This window comes from Streptomyces sp. R28, from assembly GCF_041052385.1.
Lineage (GTDB): Bacteria > Actinomycetota > Actinomycetes > Streptomycetales > Streptomycetaceae > Streptomyces.
This window is the reverse complement of sequence record NZ_CP163439.1, coordinates 4,967,748-4,985,245: the sequence shown is the minus strand read 5'-3', so window position 1 is coordinate 4,985,245 and position 17,498 is coordinate 4,967,748. Positions and strand designations below refer to the sequence as shown.

Below are 17,498 nucleotides of genomic sequence, written 5' to 3'. Positions count from 1 at the left end.
CTTAGGCATATGAAGAGCCCCCTGCTGACCCTGCCCGGCGCCGTGCCTGCCGAGGGCGTGGACGAAGGCGTCGCCGCGCACTACGGCGAACTGTTCCGCGAGCAGCGCGCCCTCGCCGACGGCGCCGGTTTCGTCGACCTCTCGCACCGCGGAGTCCTCACCGTCACCGGCCAGGACCGGCTGAGCTGGCTGCACCTGCTGCTCACCCAGCACGTCAGCGACCTCCCGGTCGGCGAGGCCACCGAGGCGCTGATCCTCTCCGCGCACGGCCACATCGAGCACGCGCTGTATCTCGTCGACGACGGCACGACGGTCTGGGCCCATGTCGAGCCCGGCACCCAGGAGGCGCTGATCGCGTACCTGGAGTCGATGAAGTTCTTCTACCAGGTCGAAGTCGCCGACCGGACCGCCGAGTTCGCGCTCGTGCACCTGCCCGCCGGGTCCATCGCCGAGGTGCCCGAGGGCGTCGCCGTACGCGAGACGGCGCACGGCCGTGATCTGTTCCTGCCGCGTGCCGACCTGGAGTCGTATGCGGGGAAGGCCGGCCCGGCGGCCGGGATCCTGGCGTACGAGGCACTGCGCGTCGAACACCACCGCCCCCGCCTCGGCTTCGAGACCGACCACCGCACCATCCCGCACGAGCTGGGCTGGATCGGCAGCGCGGTGCATCTGCAGAAGGGCTGCTACCGGGGCCAGGAGACGGTGGCCCGGGTGCAGAACCTCGGCAAGCCGCCGCGTCGGCTGGTCTTTCTGCACCTGGACGGCAGCGAGGTCCACCTGCCCCCGCACGGTACGGAGATCCGACTGGCCGACGAGGGCCCCGACGGCCGCAAGATCGGCTTCATCACGACGTCGGTACGGCACCACGAGCTGGGCCCGGTCGCGCTCGCGCTGGTGAAGCGGAACGTGCCGGCGGACGCTCGGCTGGTGGCGGGGGACACGGCTGCGGCGCAGGAGGTCGTCGTAGAGCCCTGAGGTCTGGGCCTCAGATCTCCAGGAGCACGGTGAACGGGCCGTCGTTCGTCAGGGACACCCGCATCCGGGCGCCGAAGCGGCCCGTCGCCACCGTGGCGCCCAGGGCGCGGAGTTGGGCCACCACCTCGTCCACGAGGGGCTCGGCCACGTCGCCGGGGGCGGCGGCGTTCCAGGTGGGGCGGCGGCCCTTGCGGGCGTCGCCGTAGAGGGTGAACTGGCTGATGACGAGGAGCGGGGCGTCGATGTCGCTGCAGGACTTCTCGTCGTGCAGCATGCGGACCGACCAGAGCTTGCGGGCGAGTTGGGCCGCCTTCTCCTTGGTGTCCTCGTGCGTGACCCCGACGAGGACGCACAGCCCCTCGCCCGCGATCTCCCCGACCGTCTCGCCGTCCACGACGACACTCGCGCCGTCCACCCTCTGCACCACAGCTCGCATGCCGCCATCATGCCGTGTGCGGGAAAGTGCCTCGTAAGGGGCTTCTTTTTTGATCCTTAAGCCCCCATCTGGGGCTGTTCATGGGCACTCGGTCACATAGTGGCCAGTTGTGATGGCACGATGCTTCCCACAGCCGGTCGAGGGGACGGTAGAGGCATATGAGCACACCGAGTACCGGGCAGCCGCCCGGGGTTGTCCTGTGGACCCACGCGGGTCAACTGGACGGCCTCAGGCCGCCCACGCAGCGCACCGCCGACGATCCGGGCCCTGGTCCGGCTCCGCGGCTGCCCGTGGAACCGCCCGAGCACGATCTGACCGTGCTCAGCCTGCCAGAGCTGCGCACCCTGCGTCGGGACGCACAGCGCGACGAGGCGGACCTGAGTTATCTACGACGACTGCTGCAGGGGCGCATCGACATCCTGCGGGCGGAGCTGGCACGGCGTTCTCCGGCGGGGGCGGCGTCCGTCGTGGAGCGCCTGTCGGAGATCCTGACCGACGCCCCGGCGCGCCACCGCTCCTCGGCCCGGCATGTCACGCTGGGCACACCGCAGAGCGAGGAGTACCGGCGGCTGGCGACGGAGATGCTGGCCGAGGTGGAGCTGTCGGACCTCCAGGCGCGTACGGATGTCGAGCTGGAGACCGCGATGGGGCGTCTCGTGCGCTACGAGCAGCAGGTGTCGGGGCGCCGCCAGCGGTTGCAGCGGACGGCCGACGACTGCAGCGCGGAGATCACGCGCCGATACCGGGAAGGTGAGGCGCAGGTGGACGACCTGCTGACCTAGGCCCTGTCACAGTGCCTGGCCGGCCTCATCCACAGGCTGTGGAAGAAAGGGGCGGGGGGCGGGGCGGGGACCGGGAAAACTCGGCGACACCCCGCGCCCGCCCACCTACCGTGGCCCCATGAGCCGTCCCGAACCCCACATCGACGTCCGCCCGGTCGCCGAGGCCGACATCCCCGGCTGGATCAGGGCCCTGAACACCGGCTTCCTGCGCACCCCCGACGTCTCCGATGCGGAGGTCGCGGACCGCAGCTCGTACATCGTCCCGGCCCGCACCCTCGGCGCTTTCGACGCCGGCCGCTGCGTCGCCACCTTCCGGTCGTTCGCGCAGGAGATCACCGCCGTGGGCGGCGCCCCGGTCCCCGCCGACGCCATCTCCAACGTCACGGTCACTGCCACGCACCGCCGCCGTGGCCTGCTGACCCGCATGATGGACCAGGACCTGGCCGCCGCGAAGGAACGCGGGGACGTCGTCGCGACCCTGATCGCCGCGGAGTACCCGATCTACGGCCGCTACGGCTTCGGCCCCGCCACGTCGACGGCCCAGTGGACCGTCGACGTTCCCCGGACCGGCCTCGACCCGAGGTGGGCCGGGCCCGACGGCGGCGGCCGTATCGACATCGTGGACGGGGCGGGCGTACGCAGGACCGGCCCGGGGCTGTTCGAGCGGGTGCGGCGGGCCCAGCCGGGAGCCGTCGACCGGGACGAGCGCTGGTGGCTGGTCAACACCGGGGTGCTGCGCCTGGACCGGGCCTCGTGGACCGAGCCCTTCTTCGCGGTGTACCGGTCGGCGGGCGGCGAGGTCGAGGGGCTGGTGTCGTACACGGCGGACGACCACTGGGGTGACGGCAAGCAGCCGTTGAACACGGCGACCGTGAACTGGCTGATCGCGGCGACCCCGGACGCCGAGCGCGCCCTGTGGCGCTACCTGTGCTCGATCGACTGGATCACCACGGTGAAGAGCGGCTGGCGGGCCCCCGACGACCTGCTGCCCTTGTACCTGCCCGATCCGCGGGCCGCCCGGGTCACGACGCTGGCGGACTGGCTGTGGGTTCGGGTCCTGGACGTCGTACGGGCGTTGGAGGCGCGGACGTACGAGGGGCAAGGGGCGCTGGTGCTCGAGGTCGTGGACGCGGGTGGGCTGACCGGCGGGCGGTATCTGCTGGAGGCGTCGGCGGACGGGGCGTCCTGCACGCCGACCACGGCTGCCGCCGAACTCACCCTCGACGTCGCCGACCTGGGCCGTCTCTGGCTCGGTGACGAGTCCGTGGTGCGGCTCGTCGCGCTGGGGCGGGTGCGGGAAGAACGAGCGGGCGCCGCCCGGGTGGGCGACGCCCTGCTGCGTACGTCCAGGCGGCCTTGGTGCCCGGACATCTTCTGACGCTCCTCTCTGCCGACGGCAGGTCTGCTCATCCGTAGCGAGCTGTTCAGTTGTGGTTGTGGGCTGTGCGCCTGTATGCGGTTGTGGCTGTGCGGTTCGCTGTTCGGTTGTCGATGTGAAGTTGTGACTGTGCCTTTGGTGCAGACCGACCGGGCTCCCGGCTCCCCTCCGGAAGGGAGCCCGGACGGCCGAACCTGGTCGCCAGGTCCTGGACTACAGGACCTAGTGGGCGAGCAGCATCACGAGGATCACCGCGCCGATGCCGCCGATCATGGTGTTCTTTGCCTTGAGGCCGATGGACAGCGCCAGGAAGGCGATGATGCCCATCGGCCCGTACTTCCACTGGACGAGCTGCTCGAATCCGATGGCGAGTGCGGCGACGGCGAGGTAGACGAGCGGCATGCCGGTCTCCTTCGAGGCGATGGTCGACAGAACCCACTCTGGTGGCCAACCCTCGAAAAGTTTGACCATGTTGCCTAAGTTGGCGACCAACTTCACTGTACTTATGACCGCTTGGAAGCGTCCTATAACCACCTTCCCCGGAACTGCCCAAAGATGGCGGGAAGTTGTAGTGTTTTGACGTGGAGCCGAAACCCGTCTCCGTCAATGGGCGGAAGAGTTCACAGCGGCCACAGAAGTCACATCGGGAGGTGGCCGACGAGCTGCGCGCCCGGATCACCTCCGGCGAGTTGCGCCCCGGCCAGCGCATGCCCACCCAGGCCAGGCTGGCCGACGAGTTCGGCGTCGAGCGCGGAGCGGTACGGCAGGCCCTGCGCATCCTGCAGTCGGAGCGTCTGCTCACCAACGTGTCCAAAGGGGCCCCGGCGACCGTCGCACCCGACCTCGGCAGGGCGCTGACCGGCCCCGGAGCCCCACCGCAGACCACCATGGTGGCCCTCGGCCCGCGCATCGCCGCCGCCTTCGCGGCCCCGCACGTCGAGATCGACGCCCTGTGCCTGACCTCGGTCTCCCTCACGTTGGCCATCGGCGAGCCGCTCCGCCAGATCCACGCCGGACGGCTGAAACCGGCCAAGGTCGACGTCCGCATCCTGCTGCCGAGCCGCGACATCTCGCTCGCCTTCCCGACACCGGTGGACGCCTCGGCCGACGACGCCGACGAAGAGCTGCGCCGGCGCTGGCTCACCCAGCGCAACGCCCAGGGCCAGGTGCTCCAGCACAACCTGCTGGCGCTGCGCGCCACGCACGGTATCGATGTACAGGTCAGCTTCCGCGCGCTGCCGTTCACACCGCCGGTGAAGCTGTATCTGCTCAACGGCACGGAGGCGCTCTTCGCGTACTACACACTGGCGCGCCGCGAGGTGGAGATCGACCACCAGTACCTGGAGATGTACGACGCCCCGGGCATCCAGTCGTTGCTGTTCGCCTTCGAGCAGGGGGCCGGGCTGCGGGACATGACGTTCGTGGAGCAGTCGCATGTGTGGTTCAGCGCACTGTGGGAGACGATCAGTTCGGAGCTGGTGCTCACGAGCTGATCGTCTCCCACAGCTCACAGGGCGGGGCCCGAGACCAGGAGCGCGAGGACGACGGCCCCGATCGAACTGACGGTGGGGCTCTTGGCCTTGATGCCTATGGTGAGCAGCAGCAGGCCGATGACGCCGGTGGCACCGTACTTCCACTGGAGGGTCTGCTCGACGCCGACAACGAACACGGCGGAGAGGAGTGCGAGGACGGGCATCTGTGTTTCCCCCTTCGGGCTCCTGGGGATGGAAGGATTACTTCCGCCAACTTAACCAACTTGGCGCCAACTCTGATTAAGTTGTCCCCACTTGGCCTCTACTTTGAAACAACTCACAAACAACTCCCTCTAGATGGATCAGAGTTGTAGCGTTTTGGTCGTGACCCAGGAGAACGTGGTAGTGAACGGCAGCAGGAGACTCTCGCCCCAGGAGATCGCCGACCTCCTGCGGGAACGCATCCGCGTAGGTGACCTCAAGGCGGGCGACCGCCTGCCCACCCAGGCCGAGTTGGCCGAGGAGTTCGGCGTCGAGCGCGGCACCGTACGCCAGGCCCTGCGCGCGCTCCAGGAGGACGGCCTGCTCACCAACGTGAGCAGGGGCAGCCCGCCGCGGATCGCCGCCGCCCCCACCCCCTCCAGCGACGCCCCCCAGCCGACGATGGTCGGCCTGGCACCCCGCCTGGCGGAGGCCTTCGCGGCCCCGCACGTGCGCGTGGACGTCGTATGCCACACCTCCGAGACCCTGATGCTGGCCCTGGGCGAGCCTCTGCGCCAGATCCACGAGGGCTCGATCCACCCCGAGTCGATCGACGTCCGTATCCTGCTGCCCTCCCGGGACATCCACCTCGCCTTTCCGGTTCTGGTGGACGGGCGGGGGGAGGACGACGACCCGGTCCACAAGCGGTGGCTGGAGATGCGCAACGCCCAGGCCCAGGTGCTGCGCCACAACCTGCTGGCGGTCCGCTCCACACACGGCGTCGACGTCCATGTCACCTTCCGCGCGCTGCCGTTCACGCCGCCGGTGAAGCTGTATCTGCTCAACGGTGGCGAAGCGCTGATCGGCTACTACGTCCTCACCGAGCGCCAGGAGGAGTACGAGAGCCAGACGCTGGAGATGTACGACGCCCTCGGCTCGCGGTCCCTGCTCTTCTCCTTCGTGCGACAGGCCGGTGAGCGCGACGCCGCATTCGTGCAGGAATCCCAGAAGTGGTTCGACGCCCTCTGGGAAACCATCACGACGGACCTGACACTCTCCTAGTGACCTCTGATACGAAGCAGACCGAACTGGTGGCGGCATCGCCGCAGCGCCTGCGGGAGCTGACCACTCATGCCCGCGTCGTGCTCTGGGATTTCGACGGGCCCATCTGCCGGCTGTTCGCCGGGCACCCGGCGCAGGAGGTGGCGGCCGGTCTGCTGGACTGGCTCGAAGGGCGAGGACTGCACGGCCTGCTGCCAGTGGGCGAGCGGCAGACCGAGGACCCCCATGAGGTACTGCGCGACGTCGACCGGCGGCACCCCGACAGCGACCTGGTGACGGAGCTGGAGGAACGTCTCACCCAGGAGGAGCTGCTCGCCGTACGGTCGGCGATGCCCACCGCGTACGCCGACCCGCTGATACGCACGTTGACGGCGGTGGGGTCCCGGCTGGCCATCGTCACCAACAACTCCCCGAAAGTGGTCCGTGAGTACCTGGGCACGCGCGACCTGCTCGCCTGCTTCGGTCCCCACATCTATGGCCGCAGCGAGGAACTCCAGTACCTCAAGCCCCATCCGCGCAATCTCAACCGCGCACTGACCGCGATGGGGGCCGCGCCGCCCACCGCCCTGTTCATCGGGGACACCCCCACGGACTACGAGGCGGCCCGCGAGGCCGGGGTTCCGTTCCTGGGCTACGCCCGTAACGAGCGCAAGGTGAAGCAGTTGAAGGAGGCCGGGGCGACGGACATCGTGGGGTCGTTGGAGCCCTTGCTGGGGGCGGTCAGGTCGGGAGGGTGAGGCGTGGCCGGGGATGAGCCGCGCGCCCGAACGGCCGACGGAACGTTTCCGGTGAACTCTCTCCTGCCCACGCGACGCCACGACTACGACGATCCGCGCCCGTCCCGAATAGCGCCGAACGGGTTGTCTCGTTCGTGCCGTTGTCGAGACCGAACAGGTTGGGGCAAACCGGCGGCCATCGCCCGGACGTGCGCGAATGTCTTTGTGCAACGTGACACAAGGGCCGGAAAGTTATGCACCTGTTGGCATGGTCTTCAGCGCGAAGCGCTAATCTCGGCCACCGTGCCCCCTCTGCAACACGGAGCGCGTTCGTCGCTCGCGCACCGCCTTTTGGAGTCCCGTCGACTCCGAGGTGGGGGCGAGGTGCTCAAGGGGCACCACAACACCAACTACGTGCTGCGGGTAGGGCTGTTGCCGGCCCTGGTCATCGGTGTGATGCCGTATACGCGCTTCAAGTACCGGGTGCCGCTGAAAACCGTGGAGGTCGTCCCCCGCATCTGGCCGCGCGAGGCCGATGTCCTGGAAGTGGTCTGCCGGCATCTGCGCGAGGTGCCGCGCTGTCTCGCCGTACTGGGGGAACTCGGCGACCGCTCCCTGCACCGGTACCGCAGGGGCAAGGCGCTCAGTGAGCGCAATCCCGACGGCGAGATCGACGAGAAGCTGATGCGGGAGTTCGCGGCGTTCTTCGTCAGGACCGCCCAGGTGCCGGTCGGGGAACTTCCGCCGCCCCCCGCGGACTGGCCGGACGACGGCGACAGCGACGGATTCCTGCGCTGGCTCGTCGACTTCACCGAGCAGCGCGTGCACCACCCCAACCGTGACCGGTTCGGCGACCTCTTCGACGCCGTGGGGATTCCGCAGGACGCGATGACGGCGTTCAAGGCGAACCATCACGGCCTGACCTCACGTCCCTTCAAGCTCCTGCACACCGACGTCCACCGCGCCAATGTCGTGGTGCGCCGCGGGCGGATCGCGGTGATCGACTGGGAGCTGGCGATATACGGCGATCCCCTGCACGATCTCGCCACTCACCTCGTGCGGACGGGGTACGGGAAGGCGCAACAGGACCGAATGGTCGAATTGTGGGCCCAGGCCATGGAGAGGGCCGGCTGCGCCGAGCTCACCGCAGGATTGCACCAGGACCTCGATACCTACCTGGCCTTCGAGTACGCGCAGTCCGTGTTCCCGGACGTCATGCGCGCGGCACTCGATCTCCGGGGCGATGCCGAGGAGCGGCACTTCCGGGCGGCGGCGGAGCGGGTGAGCCGGGCCCTGGGCCGTGCCCGTGAGCCGCTGCGGCTCGTGGAGGTGCCGGACCTGGAACAGATCGTGGAAGCCCTGCGGAAGTGGCACAGCATGTCCGGGTCGACGGCCGGGTCCTGACCGTAGGACGGAATTCCGTTTGCCGGAGGGCGAGCCCGCGCACGCGAGGACGCTCGACGACGAGGATCCGAGCTGGTCCGGGAGGGCGCGCACCCCGACTGCCTGGACCGCGCGCTGCACGCGCCGGGGGCCGATTCCGTGGTGATCTCGCAGTCCTCTTCCTGGCCGTGCGTCCGGCGGGGCACCATGAGCGGGCTCCATTCAAATCGGGGGCCCACAGGGGGAATTGGTGTCGGACACAAGCTCGTCGTGGGCCAGCAGGCTGGCCGCCGCATGGGAGCGCGCGGAGTCCACGGTCACGCGGCTCTTCCTGTTCGGCGTCTTCGTCGTCGGACTGGTGGCCCAGTTCGTGAAACCCGTCGGGGACGCGCTGCAGGACAAGGTCTACCTGGGCGGGGCACTGCTCACAGTGGTGGGGTACGTGCTCTACGCCGAGGTGCAGCGCCTCAACGCGGGGCACTCCGCGCAGCGTGTGACCGAGGCGGAACTGCAGGCCGTGGTGGAGGAGCTCAAATCGGGGGTGCAGCGCCTGAACGACGTGCTCTGCCCGAGCGGAGTCCTGCCCACGAAGCTGGAGGCGCAGTTCCAGGAGGTTCTCGAAAAGGGGGGAGAGGTGCGTCTGTCGGTACTGGGATTCACCGGCGAGACGTTCGCGGACCCCTTGGTGCAGCGCATACTGCCGCAGCTGACTCCGGGCGTCGCCCGCACCATCCAACTGCGTGTGCTCGTCCCGGACTTCACCAAGGAGATCGAGGTCCCCGGCCGGGTGGGCGCGGACGGCAAGGCCGACGATGCCCCCCGTTTCCGGGAGAGCCTGGTGGGTCAGATCGAGAACCATGAGAGAAGGCTGAAGGACCAGGCAAGGCGTATGGAGAGCAACGACAGGGGGAGACTGTCCGTCGAGTTCCGGGTGCTGCACATGTCGCCCTCGCTCAAGCTCTACTTCATCAACGACGACGTCGTCTACGAGGGGATCTACGACAAGATCGAGAAGGTCGAGCCCAACGGGAGTGGCGGCCAGCTCCTGGATCCCCAAGGCTACGACTCCTTGCTGACCCGCTGGGCCTCGAACGGTGGCGACGAGGCACGGAAGATCATCGACCGGCGCCGGGAGTTGTTCGACACGCTCTGGGACAGCGCGCGCGCTTTCACCACCGAGATGCCCGGCACGGCGCCGGTGCGGCCGGAGGTTTCCTGACGGGCCCGCATGGCGCGGCGGCGGTGCGGGCTGAGCCGGGGGGTCGGTGTGGTGCGTAGGCTCACCGCATGAACGAGACGGACCCCGCCGAGATCGGCCTCCGGGAACGCAAGAAGCAGCGGATGTACGAGACCGTGTCGGACACCGCCGTCCGCCTCTTCCTGGAGAAGGGCTTCGACGCCGTGTCCGTCGCCGAGGTCGCCGCCGCGGCCGAGATCTCCAAGCCCACCCTTTTCCGGTACTTCCCGGCGAAGGAGGACCTCGTCCTGTACCGGATCGCCGATCACGAGCAGGAGGCCGCCCGGATCGTGGCCGGCGCGCAGGGCTCGCCTCTTCGTGCGCTGCGGCGGCACTTCCTCGACGGGCTGGAGCGGTGTGATCCTGTCACCGGGCTGAACGATCATCCCGAGGTGCTCCGCTACCACTCGCTGCTGTATGGGACTCCCTCGCTGGCCGCGCGTATGTACGCCTACCTGGAGCGTTCGGAGGCGGCGCTCGCCGAGGCGCTCGGCGGGGACCTGGACGCACGGCTGGCCGCCGGGCAGATCGCCGCCGTGCGCCGGATCCTCGCGCTGGAGAACTGGCGTCGGATCGCGGGCGGGGAGCGGGTGGAGGACGTCCGGGCCGATGCCGTGGCCGCTGCCGAGCGGGCGTTCGACCTGCTGGCGAAGGGGTTGCCCTACCTGTCCCGGTGAGTGCCACCCCAGCGGATGAGATTCGGTAAAAAACTTAACTCGGTAACGTTATATGGGTACGCTTGCTCGAATGACGTCAACCGAACCTGCCCTGCGGCAAGCCCTCGCCGACGAACGAGCCCACCACGACCGCTGCCGCACCGCCCTCGCCGCCATGGTCGCCGGCGCCCAGGAACAGGTCGTCGTCGGCGAGGACGTCTCCGCCTCCGGTGCCGACGCCGAGGTCCTCGGATATCAGCTGCGCAGCCAGGCCAAGGAACTGAGCGAGCTGCCCGAAGGGCCCCTGTTCTTCGGGCGGCTGGACTTCGGTGAGGGTGGTGAACACGCCGGGCAGAGCTACCGCGTCGGGCGCCTGCGGATCACCGAGCACCCCGCCGCGCCACCCCTCGTCGTCGACTGGCGGGCTCCCGTCTCCCGCGCCTTCTACCAGGCCTCCGCCCGCGACCCGCAGGGCGTCGCCGTACGGCGGCGGTTCGGCTGGGCCCCGGGGAGCCGCGGGGACTGCGCCGACCTGACCGGGCTGGAGGACGAGCACCTCGACCGGGGCGAGTCCCGGGCCAGCGACATCGTCGCCCGGGAGATCGAGCGGCCCCGCGTCGGGCCCATGCGGGACATCGCGGCCACCATCCAGCCCGAGCAGGACGACCTCGTACGAGGCGATCTCGCCCTGTCGGTGTGTGTGCAGGGCGCTCCCGGCACCGGCAAGACCGCCGTCGGCCTGCACCGCGCCGCGTATCTGCTCTACACCCACCCACAGCGCATCCGGCGCGGCGGACTGCTGATCCTCGGGCCCAACCGGACCTTCCTGTCGTACATCTCCGAGGTGCTGCCCGCCCTCGGCGAGACCGGCGTGCGCCAGTCCACGCTGCGGGACGAGATCGCCCGGCATCCGGTCACCGGGGCCGACGACGGGCGGGCGGACGTCGTGAAGCACGACGCCCGGATGGCGCGGGTGCTGCGGCGGGCGCTGTACTCGCGGGTGAGCACCGAAGGGATCAACACCCTTGTCCTGGCCGAGGGTTCGTACCGGTGGCGGGTCTCGGCGGGCGAGCTCGTGCGGATCGTGGCGGGGGTGCGGGAGGAAGAGCCGCCGTACGGCGTCGGGCGGGAGCGGGTGCGGACTCGGGTGGTGCGGTGCATCCGTGATCAGGCCGAGCGGCGCAGCGGGGTGCGGAGCAACGCGTGGGTGCAGAAGGTGTCGCGCTCGCGTGCGGTCAAGGCGTACGTCGAGGCCGTGTGGCCGCGGGTGAGGCCGGAGGAAGTGGTCGCCGAACTGCTCGGTGATCCGGCGGTGTTGGCGGCCGCCGCCGACGGGCTGCTGGACGCCGAGGAGCAGAAGGCGCTGCTGTGGGCGAAGCCGCCGCGGTCGTGGAAGTCGGCGCGCTGGTCGGCGGCCGATCTCGTGCTGCTCGACGAGGTGGCGGGGCTCATCGAGCATCCGCAGGGCTACGGCCATCTCGTCGTCGACGAGGCGCAGGACCTGTCGCCGATGGAGTGCCGGGCGATCGCGCGCCGGGCGGCCTTCGGTTCGCTGACCGTGCTCGGGGACCTGGCGCAGGGGACGACGCCCTGGGCCGCGCGGTCGTGGGAGACGGTGCTGCGGCATCTGGGAAAGCCGGACGCGGTGGTCGTACCGCTCACGACGGGGTTCCGGGTGCCGGGGGCGGTGCTGGCGCTGGCCAACCGGCTGCTGGAGCGGGTGGATGTGGACGTGCCGCCGGCGCGGTCGCTGCGAGGGGACGGGGAGTTGCGGTTCCGGCAGGCGGTGGGGGGCGAGCTGATGGGTGCCGTCGTGGGCGCCGTACGGGACGCGCTGGGCCGGGAGGGGTCCGTGGGCGTCGTCGCCGCCGACGCGGATGCGGCCCGGGTGCGCGAAGCGCTGGCGGCCGCCGGGATCGAGGCGGGGGGTGCGGACGAACTGGGGGCGCGGGTGGCCGTCGTACCGGCGAGTGTGGTGAAGGGGCTGGAGTACGACCATGTCGTCGCCGTGGAACCGGCCGCGATCGTGGAGGCGGAGGAGCGGGGGTTGCAGCGGCTGTATGTGGTGGTGACACGGGCGGTGGCGGGGCTGGAGGTGGTGCACGGGAGGCCGTTGCCGTTCTAGTGGTCGGTGCGGGCGACGGCCTCCCGTGGGTCACCGTCGGCTGTTACACGGCGTCCAGGGCCGGGATCAACTGCTCCTCCTCATACGTCAGATGCGCCTCCAGCTCCGCCGTGAGGCGCTCCACCTCGGTGCGAGCGGCGGCCGGGTCCGGGTGCTCGGCGCTCACGGCGTGACGCAGGTCCTCGACGAGGGCGGCGATGCGCTCGTGCTCCTCGCGGAGGCGGGCCAGGGCGGGGGAGAGCGCGGGGTGGCGGTCGGCCAGGAGCGGGAACATGGCCATGTCCTCGCCGGTGTGGTGGTTGTGGAGGCCGGCGCAGAAGGTGAGGCAGTTGACGCGGAGCTGGGCGCCGAGGGTGGAGCCGCCCCTGCCGCCCGCCTCGCCGCTCTTGCTCATCTCCGCGCGGATCAGGGCGAGTTCGCGCCGGAAGGCGTCATGGACGACCTTGATGGCCTCCCCCATGGAGGACGCGTTGATGTTCGGGGGGCCGCCCTGGGCGATCTCGTACAGGGCGACCACGGGGATCACCCGCTCCGTCTTCTCCTGGTACGCCGCCCAGCCCGGATCCGCCTCGACGGCCCGCGCGAAGCTCCGGTCGCGCTCCTCGCCCTCGAGCACGACCGCCCGGGCCTCGTAGGTGAACGCGCCGCTCTCGACGGTGACCTGGGGGTTCGCGACCAGGTTGTGGAACCAGGCCGGGTGCTTCGGGGAGCCGCCCGCCGAGGCGATGACGAGGACGCGCTCGCCGCCGTCGGGGAGGTAGCCGACGGGGGCGGTGTGCGGGCGGCCGGTGCGGGCGCCGGTGGTGGTGAGGAGGAGCAGACGGGCGCCCTCGAAGTAGCCGCCGACGCGGCCCTTGTTGGCGCGGAACTCGTCGATGACCTGTTGATTGAAGTCGTTGGGCAATTCTCTCTCTATTCTCTTTCTCTGTCGCTGATTCCTTACGGAGGGAAGGCGAAGAGAAAGAGGCGGGCTCCTGGCCCGCCGCCGCGGCCTCACTCAGAGGCCGGGCAACACCCAACTCGCTCACGGCACGAAGCCGACCCGGCAGTCATGGCCATGACTGTAGCTTCGTCGTATGACTGCCACGACCGATTTTCAGGGCATTCCCACGACCACCCTCGCCGACCTGCTGGGCCGCGACCAGGTGATGGACATCGGTATCCGCCCGCTGTGGGCTCCGGTCCCGCGCGTCGCCGGACCGGCGTTCACCGTGTCGTGCCCGCCCGGGGACAACCTCATGCTGCATGCGGCCATCCACCGCGCCGAGCCCGGTTCGGTCGTGGTGGTGGAGTCGGGCGACCTGGACTACGCGCTGGCCGGCGGAAACGTCTGCGCCGTCGCCCGCCGCCGAGGTGTCGCCGGGTTCGTCGCCGACGGGCTGATCCGGGATCTGCCGGAGGTGCGGGAGATGGGGTTCCCGGTGTTCGCGCGGGGTGTCATCCCGATCCCGGGCGCCAAGTCGGTCGTACGGCCGTTGAACGAGCGGGTGCGGTGCGGGGGTGTGTCGGTCGACGCGGGGGACGTGGTGGTGGCCGACGAGGAGGGTGTCGTGGTCGTGCCGGGCGCGCGCCGGGAGGAGGTCCTGACGGCGGCCCGGACCAAGCTGGCCAAGGAAGCCGCCGAGACCCTCGACGCCTGGGAGGAGGCGCACCGGGCGCGCATCGACAAGATCCTTGCGGAGCGGGGGTTCGAGGGCTGAGCGGGACCTTTTCGGCACGGTCCTTTCCGCACGGTTCTTTCCTTACGGCGCTCATCGGCTGATCCACGCCGCCCCCCTCTCGCTGCCGGTGCTGGACTGGCCGGAGGAGGGTACGGAACCCCAGATCGGGCCCCGTGGCCTGCACTGGAAGACGCGGCCACCCAGTCCCGGTCGGCGTCCTCCAGCGCGTCGACCACCGCTACGGCCTCACCGCCCGGGACTTCGCCGTTCTGGAGGAGTGGATCACTGCCGGGAGTGGCCGGTGCGGGAGCGGCCCAGCAGTTCGGTGACCCGCATGAAGCCGTCCGTCCCGTGGCCGAGGGCGACGACCCGGCGGGCCAGTCCTTCGGCGGCGCGGATCATGCCCGCCTCGATGCCGTGGGACTCGGAGGCCTGGACGATGTGGGCCATGGAGGAGACGGCGGAGGTGATCGGGTTGAGTTCGCCGGAGTAGGTGCCGTCGTCGACGTCGCCCGCGAACTCCTCGAAGAGCGGCGGCAGGATCGCGCCGATGCCCTGGGCGAGGGGGAGGAGCTCCCGCGCGGTGATGCCCTCGGCCCGTGCCACGGCCAGGGCGTGCGCGTAGCCGGCCATCGCCGTCCAGAAGATGTCGAGCAGGGCGATGTCGTAGGCGGCGGCCCGGCCGATGTCCTCGCCGAGGTGGGTGTGGGTGCCGCCCAGGGCGTCGAGGACGGGGCGGTGCTCGCGGTAGAGCTCCTGCGGACCGCTGTAGATGACCACCGCGTCGGGTGTCCCGATGGTCGTGGTCATCGACATGATCGCGCCGTCCAGATAACGGATGCCGTGCGCGGCCGCCCATTCCGCAGCGTCCCGGGCCCGTGCCGGGGTGTCGGCGGTCAGGTTCACGACCGTACGGCCCTTGAGCGCGTCGGTGACCGCGTCCTGCCGCAGGACGGAGTCGGCGGCGTCGTAATTGACCACGCAGACGACGGTCAGCGCACCGGCGGCGACCGCCTCCGCAGGGGACGCGGCCGCCGTGGCACCGCGGTCCACGAGCTCCCGGTCCCGCCCCGGCGTGCGGTTCCAGACGGTGACCCGCACTCCCGCGTCCAGGAACGCCCCGGCCAGGGCCCGCCCCATCGGGCCGAGACCGAGGACGGTGACGGTGGGGGTGAAGGCGGGCTCGTCGGCGTATGTGGGCATGACTCAACTCCCTGTAGGGTGGCGATAGTTGATGAATTGCTGACAAAAGGGGTGGGGTATGACGCGTCGGCGCCATGACCCGAACGTCTGCGGGGTGACCGCCGCGATCGCCGTGATCGACGGCAAGTGGAAGACGTCGCTGCTGTGGCTGCTGGAGTCCGGCCCGCTCCGCCCGGCGGAACTGCGCCGCCGGCTGCCGGGCCTCAGCGAGAAGGTGCTGACCCAGGCGCTGCGCGAGATGGAGACGGACGGTCTGGTGCACCGTGAGGTGTACGACGTCCTGCCGTTGAAGACCGTGTACTCCCTGACCGGGTTCGGCCGTGACCTGGCCGAGGCTCTCGGCCCGCTCTCCGACTGGGGCCACCGCCGCCTGGAGCGACTGACCGAGACCCAGCCGGCCTCCTGACCTGAACGCCACCTCCGTCCGCCGTACGACTGCCGGGCGAGTCCTGCGCCTCGTCGATCACCCGTATCCAGGGTCGGACGGCGGCGGAGCGCTGCCAAGTACCCACAAAAAAGTGGGTACGAGCCGTGCGGCTCAGGCCAGCTCCGCCCGGAACCCCTGGCGCCAGGACGGATAACGCGGCTCCCAGCCGAGCTCCCGCCTGGCCTTGGCGTTGGAGAACCCGCGCCCCTCGGTCATCATCGTCACCAGCACGTCCCCGGCCAGCAGCCGGGCCAGCCACTTGGGCACCCGAAGCGGAGGCTTCGCCCCCGCGCAGGCCGCCAGATACGGCAGCCATTCGCTGGCCGGCGCCGGTTCGTCGTCGACGATGTTGAACACGCCCCTCGCCCGCTGCTCCACGGCCAGGACGGTGGCGCTCGCGGCGTCGTCGAGATGCACCCAGGAGCAGTAGCCGGTGCCGCCCCCGACCAGCGGGAACTGCCGCTTGCGTACGAGCTCGACCTGGTCGTCGGTGGCGCCCGGCCCGTAGAACCCGCCGTACCGCAGGACCGTCCCGTCGGCTTTGAGGACCACGTCCTGGATGTGGCGGATCGCGTCCGCCAGCGCGCGCAGCTTCCCCGTCTCCACGGGCAGTGGGTCCTCCTCGGTCTTCACCCATCCGCCCTCGCGGACGCCGTTCCAGATGGCGGCGCTCTGTGCGACGAAGTGGGGGACGCCGGCCGCCGCCGCCGCGGCCAGCAGGTGGTCCGTGCCCTCGGTGCGCAGCCGGTTCGTGGTGGCGAACCAGCGGTCGAAGTGCCTGATGTCGGGCTTGCCGGAGTGCGGCACGGAGATCGCCGTCATCTGGTGCACGAGCACGTCCGGCCGGGCCGCGGCCACTGCCGCGGAGACCGACCCGGCGTCCAGCCCGTCCATCACGACGCCGTCCGCGCCCAGCTGCTTCAGCAGGTCCAGCTTGGCCGCGCTCGTCGTCGTAGCCGTCACGTGGTGACCACGGCCCACGAGCTGCGGCACCAGCCGCCGCCCGATGACCCCGGTGCCGCCTGCCACGAACACCCGCATGACACTCACCGTCCTGATTCCGGAAGACGTTTCTCAAGGCCCTTTCCAGGGTCCTTTCCAAGGCTCTCTCCAAGGCCCTGCTCAAGGCCTGGGCCTCTCACTACCTTGGACGAGTCGGCACGTCCGTTTTGTGACATGGCGGGGGCGCGGGCCGATCACGTGGTGTTCGCCGTCCCGGCTGCTCGTCGATCCCGCTGTCGCCGTCAGGACCTCTTGACGGCCTCCGCGATCTGCCGGGCGGCCTGGGCGGGCGTGAGGTGCGTGGTGTCGATGACCTCGGCCTCACCGTGCAGCCATGTGCGGGCCGCCTCGGCGTAGGGCTCCAGGTATCTGAGGCGGAACGGGGAGGGGCCGAGGGCGGTGTCCCCCTCGATGCGTCCGCGGAGGGTGTCCTGGTCGGCGTGGAGGACGAAGTGCCGTACTGGAATGGCGTGTCGGGCGAGGCCCGTGCTGATCTCGCGCCAGTACTGCTCGACCAGGACGGTCATGGGCATCACCAGAGTGCCGCCGGTGTATTCGAGTACGCGGCGGGCGGTCTCGACCACGAGCGGCCGCCACGGCGGCCAGTGCTGGAAGTTGTCCGTCCCGGGCAGCCCCGGCGTGATGTCCATGAGTGTCTCGCCGACCTTCTCGGCGTCGAGCACCCGTGAATCCGGGATCAGCTGCTGCACGAGTGCACTGGTCGTCGTTTTGCCCGCGCCGTGGGTGCCGTTGAGCCATACGATCATGAGGCCCGACGCTAG

The 17,498-nt window shown here is 70.1% G+C and carries 19 protein-coding genes; 12 read left to right on the top strand and 7 right to left on the bottom strand.

The window, feature by feature from the left end:
• Window positions 1–9: 9 nt before the first annotated feature.
• Window positions 10–975 carry a folate-binding protein YgfZ gene (locus tag AB5J49_RS22055; protein WP_369170349.1) on the top strand — a complete coding sequence of 322 codons (966 nt, stop codon included), beginning with the start codon at window positions 10–12 and terminating at the stop codon, window positions 973–975.
• 10 nt (window positions 976–985) lie between these two features.
• On the opposite strand, the gene dtd is transcribed toward AB5J49_RS22055, so the two are convergent.
• On the bottom strand, window positions 986–1,411 hold the full coding sequence (gene dtd, locus AB5J49_RS22050) for a D-aminoacyl-tRNA deacylase (RefSeq protein WP_369170348.1): 426 nt from the start codon (window positions 1,409–1,411) through the stop codon (window positions 986–988).
• A 158-nt stretch (window positions 1,412–1,569) separates the two neighbouring features.
• Here dtd and AB5J49_RS22045 point away from each other — a divergent pair, with 158 nt between their 5' ends.
• Both AB5J49_RS22045 and AB5J49_RS22040 read left to right on the top strand, forming a co-directional pair.
• Window positions 1,570–2,193: an aerial mycelium formation protein gene (locus AB5J49_RS22045; RefSeq protein WP_369170347.1), complete on the top strand. Its 624-nt coding sequence runs from the start codon at window positions 1,570–1,572 to the stop codon at window positions 2,191–2,193.
• Between the two features lie 118 nt (window positions 2,194–2,311).
• Complete coding sequence (locus tag AB5J49_RS22040) at window positions 2,312–3,571, top strand: GNAT family N-acetyltransferase (RefSeq protein WP_369170346.1); 1,260 nt, start codon at window positions 2,312–2,314, stop codon at window positions 3,569–3,571.
• Window positions 3,572–3,793: 222 nt separating this feature from the next.
• Here the strand turns inward: AB5J49_RS22040 and AB5J49_RS22035 are convergent, their stop codons facing one another.
• Window positions 3,794–3,973, bottom strand: a complete 180-nt coding sequence (locus AB5J49_RS22035) for a hypothetical protein (protein WP_369170345.1) — start codon at window positions 3,971–3,973, stop codon at window positions 3,794–3,796.
• Between the two features lie 248 nt (window positions 3,974–4,221).
• Between AB5J49_RS22035 and AB5J49_RS22030 the strand changes: the two genes are divergently transcribed.
• The gene (locus tag AB5J49_RS22030) at window positions 4,222–5,064 is read left to right on the top strand and encodes a winged helix-turn-helix domain-containing protein (protein WP_369170344.1); all 843 of its coding nucleotides are present in this window, start codon (window positions 4,222–4,224) and stop codon (window positions 5,062–5,064) included.
• Window positions 5,065–5,078: 14 nt separating this feature from the next.
• Here the strand turns inward: AB5J49_RS22030 and AB5J49_RS22025 are convergent, their stop codons facing one another.
• Window positions 5,079–5,267, bottom strand: a complete 189-nt coding sequence (locus AB5J49_RS22025; RefSeq protein WP_369170343.1) for a hypothetical protein — start codon at window positions 5,265–5,267, stop codon at window positions 5,079–5,081.
• Between the two features lie 154 nt (window positions 5,268–5,421).
• Between AB5J49_RS22025 and AB5J49_RS22020 the strand changes: the two genes are divergently transcribed.
• From AB5J49_RS22020 to AB5J49_RS21995, 6 genes are all read left to right on the top strand, one after another.
• Window positions 5,422–6,306, top strand: a complete 885-nt coding sequence (locus AB5J49_RS22020) for a winged helix-turn-helix domain-containing protein (protein WP_369170342.1) — start codon at window positions 5,422–5,424, stop codon at window positions 6,304–6,306.
• Window positions 6,306–7,043, top strand: coding sequence for an HAD family hydrolase (locus AB5J49_RS22015; protein WP_369170341.1), 738 nt, complete (start codon window positions 6,306–6,308; stop codon window positions 7,041–7,043). The genes AB5J49_RS22020 and AB5J49_RS22015 overlap by 1 nt, the downstream gene beginning before the upstream one ends.
• 363 nt (window positions 7,044–7,406) lie before the next feature.
• Entirely contained in the window at window positions 7,407–8,426 is a 1,020-nt protein-coding gene (locus AB5J49_RS22010; protein WP_369170340.1) for an aminoglycoside phosphotransferase family protein, read from the top strand.
• Window positions 8,427–8,655: 229 nt separating this feature from the next.
• Window positions 8,656–9,624: an ATP/GTP-binding protein gene (locus AB5J49_RS22005; RefSeq protein WP_369170339.1), complete on the top strand. Its 969-nt coding sequence runs from the start codon at window positions 8,656–8,658 to the stop codon at window positions 9,622–9,624.
• A gap of 68 nt (window positions 9,625–9,692) precedes the next feature.
• Window positions 9,693–10,319, top strand: coding sequence for a TetR/AcrR family transcriptional regulator (locus tag AB5J49_RS22000; protein WP_369170338.1), 627 nt, complete (start codon window positions 9,693–9,695; stop codon window positions 10,317–10,319).
• A 70-nt stretch (window positions 10,320–10,389) separates the two neighbouring features.
• Window positions 10,390–12,423, top strand: a complete 2,034-nt coding sequence (locus tag AB5J49_RS21995) for an AAA family ATPase (protein ID WP_369170337.1) — start codon at window positions 10,390–10,392, stop codon at window positions 12,421–12,423.
• Window positions 12,424–12,466: 43 nt separating this feature from the next.
• Here the strand turns inward: AB5J49_RS21995 and AB5J49_RS21990 are convergent, their stop codons facing one another.
• Window positions 12,467–13,327: a nitroreductase/quinone reductase family protein gene (locus AB5J49_RS21990; RefSeq protein ID WP_369170336.1), complete on the bottom strand. Its 861-nt coding sequence runs from the start codon at window positions 13,325–13,327 to the stop codon at window positions 12,467–12,469.
• Window positions 13,328–13,499: 172 nt separating this feature from the next.
• Here AB5J49_RS21990 and AB5J49_RS21985 point away from each other — a divergent pair, with 172 nt between their 5' ends.
• Complete coding sequence (locus tag AB5J49_RS21985) at window positions 13,500–14,123, top strand: RraA family protein (protein WP_369170335.1); 624 nt, start codon at window positions 13,500–13,502, stop codon at window positions 14,121–14,123.
• Between the two features lie 243 nt (window positions 14,124–14,366).
• Here the strand turns inward: AB5J49_RS21985 and AB5J49_RS21980 are convergent, their stop codons facing one another.
• Entirely contained in the window at window positions 14,367–15,287 is a 921-nt protein-coding gene (locus tag AB5J49_RS21980) for an NAD(P)-dependent oxidoreductase (protein ID WP_369170334.1), read from the bottom strand.
• Window positions 15,288–15,345: 58 nt separating this feature from the next.
• On the opposite strand from AB5J49_RS21980, the gene AB5J49_RS21975 reads away from it, so the two are divergent.
• Window positions 15,346–15,693, top strand: a complete 348-nt coding sequence (locus AB5J49_RS21975; protein ID WP_274240432.1) for a helix-turn-helix domain-containing protein — start codon at window positions 15,346–15,348, stop codon at window positions 15,691–15,693.
• Between the two features lie 132 nt (window positions 15,694–15,825).
• Here the strand turns inward: AB5J49_RS21975 and AB5J49_RS21970 are convergent, their stop codons facing one another.
• Together AB5J49_RS21970 and AB5J49_RS21965 are read right to left on the bottom strand one after the other, a co-directional pair.
• On the bottom strand, window positions 15,826–16,755 hold the full coding sequence (locus AB5J49_RS21970; RefSeq protein WP_369170333.1) for an NAD-dependent epimerase/dehydratase family protein: 930 nt from the start codon (window positions 16,753–16,755) through the stop codon (window positions 15,826–15,828).
• Between the two features lie 203 nt (window positions 16,756–16,958).
• Window positions 16,959–17,483, bottom strand: coding sequence for an AAA family ATPase (locus AB5J49_RS21965; protein WP_369170332.1), 525 nt, complete (start codon window positions 17,481–17,483; stop codon window positions 16,959–16,961).
• Window positions 17,484–17,498: the final 15 nt, after the last annotated feature.

Excerpts from the sequence above, each read along its gene's own strand:
- AB5J49_RS22040 (WP_369170346.1), top strand. The coding sequence starts at position 2,312 with ATGAGCCGTCCCGAACCCCACATCGACGTCCGCCCGGTCGCCGAGGCC.
- AB5J49_RS22045 (WP_369170347.1), top strand. The coding sequence starts at position 1,570 with ATGAGCACACCGAGTACCGGGCAGCCGCCCGGGGTTGTCCTGTGGACC.
- AB5J49_RS21995 (WP_369170337.1), top strand. The coding sequence starts at position 10,390 with ATGACGTCAACCGAACCTGCCCTGCGGCAAGCCCTCGCCGACGAACGA.
- AB5J49_RS22000 (WP_369170338.1), top strand. The coding sequence starts at position 9,693 with ATGAACGAGACGGACCCCGCCGAGATCGGCCTCCGGGAACGCAAGAAG.
- AB5J49_RS21975 (WP_274240432.1), top strand. The coding sequence starts at position 15,346 with ATGACGCGTCGGCGCCATGACCCGAACGTCTGCGGGGTGACCGCCGCG.
- dtd (WP_369170348.1), bottom strand. The coding sequence starts at position 1,411 with ATGCGAGCTGTGGTGCAGAGGGTGGACGGCGCGAGTGTCGTCGTGGAC.
- AB5J49_RS22035 (WP_369170345.1), bottom strand. The coding sequence starts at position 3,973 with ATGCCGCTCGTCTACCTCGCCGTCGCCGCACTCGCCATCGGATTCGAG.
- AB5J49_RS21970 (WP_369170333.1), bottom strand. The coding sequence starts at position 16,755 with ATGCGGGTGTTCGTGGCAGGCGGCACCGGGGTCATCGGGCGGCGGCTG.
- AB5J49_RS22025 (WP_369170343.1), bottom strand. The coding sequence starts at position 5,267 with ATGCCCGTCCTCGCACTCCTCTCCGCCGTGTTCGTTGTCGGCGTCGAG.
- AB5J49_RS22055 (WP_369170349.1), top strand. The coding sequence starts at position 10 with ATGAAGAGCCCCCTGCTGACCCTGCCCGGCGCCGTGCCTGCCGAGGGC.
- AB5J49_RS21985 (WP_369170335.1), top strand. The coding sequence starts at position 13,500 with ATGACTGCCACGACCGATTTTCAGGGCATTCCCACGACCACCCTCGCC.
- AB5J49_RS21980 (WP_369170334.1), bottom strand. The coding sequence starts at position 15,287 with ATGCCCACATACGCCGACGAGCCCGCCTTCACCCCCACCGTCACCGTC.
- AB5J49_RS21965 (WP_369170332.1), bottom strand. The coding sequence starts at position 17,483 with ATGATCGTATGGCTCAACGGCACCCACGGCGCGGGCAAAACGACGACC.